The sequence below is a fragment of the Pseudactinotalea sp. Z1732 genome (assembly GCF_049724975.1).
Lineage (GTDB): Bacteria > Actinomycetota > Actinomycetes > Actinomycetales > Beutenbergiaceae > CALKWS01.
In genome coordinates, this window is sequence record NZ_JBMPQC010000031.1 from 1 (window position 1) to 8756 (window position 8756).

Consider the following 8756-nt stretch of genomic DNA (forward strand, 5'->3'; position numbering starts at 1 on the left):
TCTCGAACTGCGCAGCAAGACTGGGTATCGGTCCGTCGCCTTCCCAATTCCATTCCAGCAGACTGGCGTGCGCGAACCCGCGGAAGTTCGTGGTGGGGGCTCCGGTTGTTGTTGCACGATTCAGCGTTCCCCCGAAGCGACCAACCTCGCCCCAGGGCTCGATCACCATCGGATCGGAAGGAAGCCGATCCGCTAGTTCCGGGAGTTCCCCGGCCTCGACGAGTTCGGTCAACATCGGTGACTCCATCAGGTCAGTGCCGCCGCCGCCGTTGAATGCATTCGTTCCGCCGTTGTCACCGGTACAGGCAGCCAGCCCCAACGCACCTAGTGCACCCCCGCCCATGATCAGTAACTGTCGACGTGAGACTTTCCCGGTACCTGCCATGGTCCCCGACTCCTTCCGCCAGGATCGCCTGCGATCCTGGGACGATCACCTTTGATGTGCAGCGACTCTGGACTCTGAGCGAGAACTGGGGTTCCACCGCCACCGCAACCGATTGCAAAGCATCGTACATGCTCGCGAACTGTGCTGACAAGTCACGGCTGGTAAAGCGGCGCTTGGGCTTCCCGGGATACATACTGGCCCTTCCGCAAAGGCGGAGGCGCTAACGTGTGCCCTCAGCAAAACACCAGAGAAGGGAGCGGGTGATGCGGCGGGTGACCATCTATTCGATCGCCGGGGAGTTGGGGATCTCGGCATCGACCGTCTCGCGCGCGTTCTCGCGTCCGGACCTGGTCAAGGCCAGCGTGCGCGACCAGGTGCTGTCCAAAGCCAAAGAACTAGGATATGCGCCCAACCGGGCAGCCCGCGGGCTGGCAACCGGTCGCACCGGCTTGTACGGGCTGCTCGTCCCGGACATTACCAACCCGTTCTTCCCGCCCTTGGTGCGCGCCGTGCAGCATGCCGCGGCCGAACGTGACGCAGAGGTCATTCTGATCGACTCCGAGCGCAGTGCCACTGCCGAGGAGGATCTGGTCAGCAGAATTCGTCCCCAGGTCGACGGGCTGATCGTCGCTTCGCCGCGACTGCCGACGAATCGACTTCGCTCGATGCTCGATGGGATTCCCAGCGTGGTGGTCAACCGGCTGGTTCGGGGCCTTCCATCGGTCGTCTGCGACAACACCGATGCGCTGCATGAGGCTGCCAACCATCTTCGCGACGTGGGTCACCACCGATTTGCGCTGGTGTTGGGTCCCGTCGGTTCGTGGGCGGCAGACCGCCGGGCTGAGGCGGTGCGCTCCTGGGCTCACCACGAGGATGTGGCCCTGGTGGAAGTGGGTCCGCTGGAGGCCCAGTTCCGGGATGGTCGTGCCGCGGCCCGGGAGTTGATCGATTCCGGGGCGACAGCGATCATTGCCTTCGATGACTTGATGGCGGCCGGCATTATCGCCGGCCTCAACGACGAGGGGGAGCGGGTTCCGCAGGACCGCAGCATTGTCGGATGTGACGATGTCCTGTTAGCCCAGACGATGACCCCGTCCCTGACCACGGTCGCGGCTCCGATGGTGGAGTTGGGCGCCCAAGCCGTGGCGTTGCTGAACCGGGTCGTCGCCGGAGAGCGTGCCCGCAGCATTACCCTCAAAGGCGAACTGCAGCGGCGCGGCACCGTGGCGGCGCCCCCGGGGTGAGGTCGTGGCAGCGCCCCGGTGTGAGGTTCAGCCCACCTGCATGATCTGCATCAAGTTCCGGGTGATGTGGAAAGGGTCCTTCACCGGTAGCGCCACCACCTGGTCCATCGGCAACCCGGCGCGATCGCGGATCTGGATCCATTCCGCACCCTCCGCTCCGCCGGGGAAGGTGTTCATCGTGTAGTCCCAGATCCGATCGAACCAAGGACGAGCCGCCGCGTACCCGAACTGGAACGCTGCGATCGCCGTAGTGGCGGCGGCCTCGGAATGTACCCACCACAATTTGCTCGACCACGTGCTGCGGACCAACTCCTCATAAGCGCTACCACCGGTACTCCCCGTGGGCTTGCTCGGCCCGGTCGCATCGGTGTAGCGCAGGATCCCGCCGTGCTGGGGGTCCCAGCCCAACTCGCACATCGCCACGACCGATTGGAGCAAGGGCCCGCGGTCCCGATCGTCCTCCAGCAGGTCCAACGATTCAAGCAGTACCCAAATGCCCTCGATGGCGTGCCCGGGGACCCGGTGACGGGTCACTAGGCCCTCAGGGTCCGGCCCCGGCATCTCGGTAAAGGTGCCGTCGTCGAGCCGGTGCCACAGCACGTCCTGGATTGCTGCTGCCAGGTACTCGCGCAGATGGTCGTGAATACCCAGCGCCGCGGCCGCCTGGGCGGCGACGAGCAACGTATTGGCCAGGATCATCCGCGGGCCGTAGGCGCTGTGGCCGGCCGGAACCTCATACGGAGGAGTGGGTGCGGTACCGGAAAAGTGATCGGATCGGGACCGCTCCAACACCGGCAGTGCCCGATCCAGCCAACGCCGGTCACCGGTCTGGGCCGCTAGTTCGGACAGGCCCATCACTACGAACCAGTCGGCGTAGACGCCGCGTTCGGGCTGATCCGGCGACTGTGCGGGGCCCCCGTCCCGCCCGACCACGAAACGTGTGGTTCCCTCAGGCAACACAGCATGATCGAGAAGGAACCGGGCACCGCGCTCAGCGTGGCCGAGGAGGTCAGCGGGATCGGCATCCAGCATGCCGCGGTGCGCCAACCCCGCTGCACGCGCGAGTAGCCACACGAACCGACCCTGGGACCAGGTGAACTTGTCCGTGGAGACCCGCTTGCGGCCCCGGTTGTCGAAACAGGTGAAGAAGCCACCGAGTTCCTCATCGATTCCGTGAGAGAGCCAGTACGGCAGGATCAATGTCTGCAGGTGGGTACGGGCTTGCTCGGCTGCGTGTCGTGCTGCCTCGGACATGACGGGTGCCTCACCTTCGTTGCTGGGGCCGTGACGGTGCACGGGCTGGTTTGTGGTGACGAATAACGGTTGTCACCATTGGTGTTTGCCTAACCGGCGTGTTTGCCTAACCGGCCCTGAGTTGGCTACATTGATGCAATCGCTTGCAGAACTATCCTACCGAAGAGAGACCAAGGCATGTCCGCCAGTGTGAATGTTCCCAGCGAGATCAATGTCGGTATCGCGCCCACTGCCGATCAGGCCGGTGCCCGCGCTGGGCAGGTCGCGGCCGAGGTGTTGCGCGAGGCGCTGGCGAAGCGTGGCCGGGCCAGGGTGATATTCGCCAGCGCCCCGTCCCAGGAGGCGACCATCGCCACCCTGGGTGCATCCGAAGGGATCGACTGGTCGAAGGTGACCTCGATGCACCTGGATGATTACCTGGGCTTGGACCCGCATCACCCGGCCGCCTTTGGCCAGTGGCTCGCCGATCGGCTGCCGGAGCAGGCCCAGCCCGGCCTGGACCGCATCCGTACCGATGGCGAAGCGGCGGCCGAGATCGAGCGTTACACCCAGGCACTCGAGGCAGGCCCGATCGACCTGGTCTGCCTGGGCATCGGCGTGAACGGCCATCTGGCGTTCAACGAGCCCGGTGACACCGACTTCGACGACCCGGCGCTGGTCCGCGAGATCGCCCTGGCGCACGCCTCCCGTCAGCAGCAGGTCGATGAGGGGCTCTTCGCCACCCTCGATGAGGTCCCCACCCATGCGCTGACCCTGACGGTACCGGCGATCATGCACGGTGGCGTCATCGTAGGCACCGTACTGGGCGAGCCCAAGGCCGCTTCGGTCGCCGCTGCGCTCACCGGCCCCATCACGCCCGCACTGCCGGCCAGCGCGCTGCGCACCCACGCCAGCGCCCATCTGTTCCTGGACGAGGACGCAGCGGGCTCCTTGCCTGCGGATTTCCCGGCCCAGCGCGTCGGGACGAACTGACGGCGCAGTGCCCGCTCACACTGAGCCCATGCCGCCCACCGAACGCACCGCCGGCCTGATCGATCTGCAGATCAACGGGTACGCCGGCCATGACGTGAACGCCGATGACGTCACGCCCCAGACGATCGTCGACCTCACCCGGGCGCTGTGGACACAGGGTGTCACCACCTATCTGCCCACGGTGATCACCGCCGGTGCGGACAAGATCGAGCATTGCCTGGCCCAGATCGCCGCTGCCCGGAGAACCGATCCGCTGATCGCCCACAGCATCGCCGGGGTGCACGTCGAAGGCCCGTACCTGGCACCCGATGACGGACCCCGGGGAGCGCACGACGCTGACAATCTGCGCGACCCGGACCTGGGTGAACTGGACCGTTGGCAACAGGCGGCGCGGGGCCTGGTGCGGATCGTCACGCTCGCCCCCGAGCGCACCGGAACTCTGGACTACATCGCCGGGGCCATCGAGCGCGGAGTGCGTGTGTCTCTGGGGCACAGCGCCGCCGCACCCGTGGACATTCACGACGCCGCACGGGCCGGCGCCACCCTGAGCACCCATCTGGGCAACGGCACCTACCCGGTGTTGCCGCGCCACCCGAACCACATCTGGGCCCAGCTTGCCCAGGACCGGCTCATCGCGATGGTGATCCCGGACGGACATCACCTGCCCGTCGACACTCTCACCGCGTTCATCCGCGCCAAGGGACTCGAGCGCACGGTCCTCACCTCCGACTCGGTCGCCCTGGCCGGAGTCGCTCCCGGGGCCTATCGGACCCCGGTGGGCGGGAATGTCACCGTGCACGACGACGGTCGCCTGACGTTGGCCGGGACGCACCTGCTGGCCGGATCAGGGCATTCCCTGCGGCACGGTGTGGCCTGGATGCGTCGGCACCTGCCCTTCGAACGCGGTGACATCCTGCGCATGGCCACCACCAACCCCGCCACGATCCTCGGCCTGGCTGAACGGGCCACTCGTGGCGCCGACACCATCGAGTGGGACGGTGATGAGGTGGTGGCGACCCGTGTGGCCGGGGTCGAGGTCTACCGCACCTGAGGAGTGGAGCAGCCCGAGGACAGGTGGACCTGCCGCGATGGCGCTGTGTCGTCGTCGGCCGCTGCCGGAGTGCCCGGCCACGATCACAAGGCCCTCTGCGGGCCGCATCGTCAACGAACGGAGGCTTGACCGCCGTCGACCGGGATGAGTTGGCCGGTGATGAACCGGGAGCCGTCGGAGGCCAGAAACACCATCACCGGCCCGAGGTCCTCCTTGGGATCGCCGTACTTCTGGCCCAGGGCGATGGATTCCTCGTTCTGCCAATAGTGCGCGGTGCGCCCGTCATGATCGAGCCGGGCGATCGCCTCGTCGTACATCGGGGTGGCGATCGCGGGCAGGATGGCGTTCACCCGGATGTTGTCCTTGCCCCACGATCCGGCGGCGGTGCGGGTCCAGGAGTGCACCGCGCCCTTCGACGCGGAGTAGGCGGGGGCCGAGATCTCCGCACGCAGGCCCGAGATCGACCCGAAGTTGATGATCGATCCGCCGGTGCCCTTCATGTGCCGGTGCGCTGCGGCGTTGGTGAGCATCGTCCCGCGCACGTTCACCGCGAACATCAGATCCCAGTCCGACACCGGCGTGTTCTCTGCGGTCGCCGAGCGCTGGATCGCGGCCGGGTGGGCCAGCACGTCCAACCCGCCGATCTGCTCGACCGCCTCGGCGAACACGATGTCCACCCTGCCCTTGTTCGACACATCGAGGTTCCGGTAACTCGCCGAGCCGGGCCCGGTCTGGGTGGCGGACTCGGCGACCGCGCGGCCCTCGTCGTCGAGCACGTCCATCGCCACGACGGTGGCGCCCGCCTCCACGTAGGCGGCGACGGTGGCCGCACCCATGCCGCGGGCGCCACCGGTGACGATGATCTTCTTGTCCGTCAGGTCCATACGAGTCCTTCCCTTGATGCGAGCGTGCGCAAGCCAGTATGGGATGGTGCGACTCGGGCAGCCAGTGGGGCGGGGATTCTGGAGCCGTACGCGGTGGTAGCGCCAGTCGATGAGTCGGAGAGGACTATATCGCGGTCATTGCGGTACATTGCGGTATTGCTGCACGGATGGATAGGGATACAGCATGAACGTCACCCTTACTGACATTGCGAAGGCCGCCGGTGTCTCAGCATCGACGGTGTCTCGTGCCCTGTCCCTGCCGGAGAAGGTGAATGCCGAGACCGGGCGCCGGATTCACCGGATCGCTTCTCAGATGGGGTATACCTCCCCGCACGCGCTCAGGCTGACAGCAGCGAGCCGCACCGACACGATCGGGTTGATCGTGCCCGATATCGCCAATCCGTTCTTCCCGCCCATCATCAAAGCAGTCCAGGCCCGGGCCGGAGCGCTTGGGCGCACTGTGGTGATCGCGGACTTCAACGAGTACGCCTCCGATGAGATTCGGCGCGCAGAGTTCCTTGCGAGCAGGGTGGACGGCCTGATCATCGCCTCGGCGCGAAGCAGCGGCGAGCAGTTGGCCCAGTTGGCCCAGGAGATGCCCTTGGTGCTTCTGAACCGCGAGCAGCAGGGAGTCACCAGCGTCACGATCGAGAACTCCGTCGGAATGATTGAGGCGGTGGACCACCTGATCGCCTTGGGGCACCGCACCATCAGCTATCTCAACGGTCCGAAGCGATCGTGGTCCAATACCCAGCGTCAGCGGGCAGTCCGGCAGGCCTGTGCCGAGGCAGGGGTGGAGCTCCTTGAGTTCGGGCCCTTCGAACCGCAGATCCAGGCTGGCGCCCGGGCAGCTGATCTGGTCAACGCCTCCGATGCCACAGCGGTGATCGCCTATGACGACCTCATCGCCCTTGGTGTGATGGCGCGACTGAATGAGCGGGGCATCGAGGTCGGCAGAGAGATCAGCCTGATCGGTATCGACGACAGCCCTATGTCCGCGATGGCGTATCCGAGCCTAACGACAGTGCATGTGCCTGGCGCCCAAGCCGGGATGCAGGCAGTCGATGTGCTCCTGGACCTCGTCGAGGCGACGATCGAGGGCAGGGACCGTGCCCCGCTGCAGCAGAACCTCCTCCAGGTGGACACCGGGTTAGTTGTGCGTGGCTCGACCGCGCCGGCTCCTGCCATCCGCGACGGTGTCACACGAGCAGAGCGGCACCCCTGAGAGCTTCGCACGCCCGGCCCGTGTGGCTGGCCGAGGTGCCACTGGCTTGCAAGAGTGCAAGGAGTTCGGTATTTTTATTTCGGCCGGTCTAAGGTTGCGGCAAAGGTGCTCATCGGTGTAGTTGAGGCTTCGGAGGACGGGATGGAGTTCAACCGTTCCGCCATCGCTTACGCTGGCCCGCAAATCGTCACCTCGACGGCGCTCCTTGACAACCACTGCCTAGTGGTCCGAGGCGAGCGGATCGCCGATGTCATGCCGATCAGTGCTCTGCCCGCTAGTACACCCATCAAGCACATTGCAGGTGCTTACCTCACCCCGGGCTTCATTGACCTACACGTCCATGGTGCGATGGGACGTGCGTACAACGAAGGGTCTGTGGAGGCGATCGAGCACATCGGGAACGCGCTGCTTTCCGCGGGCGTCACCACCGCCCTTCCGACTCTTGCATCCGCGTCGATCGATGAGTTGGTCCAGGCCTTGGACGCGCTCTCCGCCAGTGTCGATATATCCCTGTCGGTGGAGGGCACAGGTGCACCGACAGACGCTGTGTCGTCGGCGGGCGATCGAGACTTCGCTGACACCGAGAATCCGACTTCGTCCCCCAGGGCGAGCCCGCCGGCCACTCTCCGCATCCCGGGAGCAAACTTGGAGGGCCCGTACTTCTCTCACGTTCAGGCCGGCGCCCAGGACCCGCACGCCTTGCGGACCCCGTCGGACGGTTCCGTGGAGGACCTGCTGGCCTATACCGATGCGATCTCCATGATGAGTTTTGCGCCCGAGTTGGACGGGGCGATCCCCCTGACCGAACGCCTCGTTGAGGCTGGCATCGTCGCGGCCGCAGGGCACAGCGATGGCACGGCCGAAGACCTGCAAGCGTGCCAAGTCGCCGGCCTGAGCCACATCATCCACGTATTCTCCGGCCAATCCACCACCAGACGCGTCGGGCCGTGGCGTGTTCCCGGGGTGTTAGAGGCGACGCTGGCTTCCGAGGACTTGACGGTGGAGATGATCAGTGACGGCAAGCACCTGCCTCCGCTGTTGATGCGACTGGCGCACCGCTCACTCGGCGATCGGCTCTGCCTGGTTTCCGACGCCACCCCTGGTGCGGGCAACCCTGAAGGCAGCAGTTACCGCATGGGCGCGGTGACCTATCGAGTCGGCGACGGCGTAGGCTTGACCGAGGACGGCACCGCCTTCGGCGGGAGCACCACCCTGTTACCGCAGATGGTGCCAATCGCCGTCCGGGCGCTGGGATTGAGCATTCCCCAAGCTGTTGCGATGGTGACATCCATCCCTGCAGGAGCGGCGCGACTGAGCGGCGTCGGTCGCTTGGCCCCAGGGTATTGGGCGGATCTGGCAGTTCTGGATCAAGACCTGATCCCATGCGCCGTAGCGGTGCGCGGGCACTGGCACACATCTCCGACCGGAAAGGAACGTCCATGACCACACACATGTACGAGGATCTCGCCGTGACTATCAGCAGTACCGCTGAGGAGAACGGCAACGTGGCCGCCGCAGCGTTTGCTGAGGCCACCAAAGCCGCCTTAGCCACACGGGATGAGATCTCGGTGATCCTAGCGACCGGAAACTCTCAGTTGGACTTCATTGACGCAGCGGTCGCCCGTGAGGACATCGAATGGTCGCGCATCACTGTGCTGCACATGGACGAATACTACGGAATGTCTGCGGACCACCCGGCGAGTTTTCGGCGGTGGATGCGCGAGAATATTCAGGCGAAGGT

Annotated in this window: 9 protein-coding genes; 6 read left to right on the forward strand and 3 right to left on the reverse strand. The window is 65.7% G+C overall.

Going from position 1 to position 8756, the window contains the following annotated elements; translation table 11 throughout:
• Positions 1-385: hypothetical protein (locus tag ACPL7H_RS19145; RefSeq protein WP_424798327.1), on the reverse strand; the 385-nt coding region annotated here is incomplete at its 3' end.
• 263 nt (positions 386-648) lie between these two features.
• Here ACPL7H_RS19145 and ACPL7H_RS19150 point away from each other — a divergent pair.
• Positions 649-1629 carry a LacI family DNA-binding transcriptional regulator gene (locus ACPL7H_RS19150; RefSeq protein WP_424798328.1) on the forward strand — a complete coding sequence of 327 codons (981 nt, stop codon included), beginning with the start codon at positions 649-651 and terminating at the stop codon, positions 1627-1629.
• A 27-nt stretch (positions 1630-1656) separates the two neighbouring features.
• Here the strand turns inward: ACPL7H_RS19150 and ACPL7H_RS19155 are convergent, their stop codons facing one another.
• Positions 1657-2883, reverse strand: a complete 1227-nt coding sequence (locus ACPL7H_RS19155) for an AGE family epimerase/isomerase (RefSeq protein WP_424798329.1) — start codon at positions 2881-2883, stop codon at positions 1657-1659.
• A 177-nt stretch (positions 2884-3060) separates the two neighbouring features.
• Between ACPL7H_RS19155 and ACPL7H_RS19160 the strand changes: the two genes are divergently transcribed.
• Complete coding sequence (locus ACPL7H_RS19160) at positions 3061-3855, forward strand: 6-phosphogluconolactonase (protein ID WP_424798330.1); 795 nt, start codon at positions 3061-3063, stop codon at positions 3853-3855.
• 28 nt (positions 3856-3883) lie between these two features.
• Positions 3884-4906, forward strand: coding sequence for an N-acetylglucosamine-6-phosphate deacetylase (locus ACPL7H_RS19165; protein WP_424798331.1), 1023 nt, complete (start codon positions 3884-3886; stop codon positions 4904-4906).
• Between the two features lie 110 nt (positions 4907-5016).
• Here ACPL7H_RS19165 and ACPL7H_RS19170 read toward each other — a convergent pair whose 3' ends face one another.
• Positions 5017-5790: an SDR family NAD(P)-dependent oxidoreductase gene (locus tag ACPL7H_RS19170; protein ID WP_424798332.1), complete on the reverse strand. Its 774-nt coding sequence runs from the start codon at positions 5788-5790 to the stop codon at positions 5017-5019.
• Between the two features lie 184 nt (positions 5791-5974).
• On the opposite strand from ACPL7H_RS19170, the gene ACPL7H_RS19175 reads away from it, so the two are divergent.
• The 3 genes from ACPL7H_RS19175 to ACPL7H_RS19185 all read left to right on the forward strand — a co-directional run.
• Positions 5975-7015, forward strand: a complete 1041-nt coding sequence (locus ACPL7H_RS19175; protein ID WP_424798333.1) for a LacI family DNA-binding transcriptional regulator — start codon at positions 5975-5977, stop codon at positions 7013-7015.
• 105 nt (positions 7016-7120) lie between these two features.
• Positions 7121-8458: an N-acetylglucosamine-6-phosphate deacetylase gene (locus tag ACPL7H_RS19180; protein WP_424798334.1), complete on the forward strand. Its 1338-nt coding sequence runs from the start codon at positions 7121-7123 to the stop codon at positions 8456-8458.
• Positions 8455-8756, forward strand: a 302-nt coding sequence (locus ACPL7H_RS19185; protein ID WP_424798335.1) for a 6-phosphogluconolactonase, incomplete at its 3' end; no start/stop codon positions are given. The genes ACPL7H_RS19180 and ACPL7H_RS19185, both read left to right, overlap by 4 nt.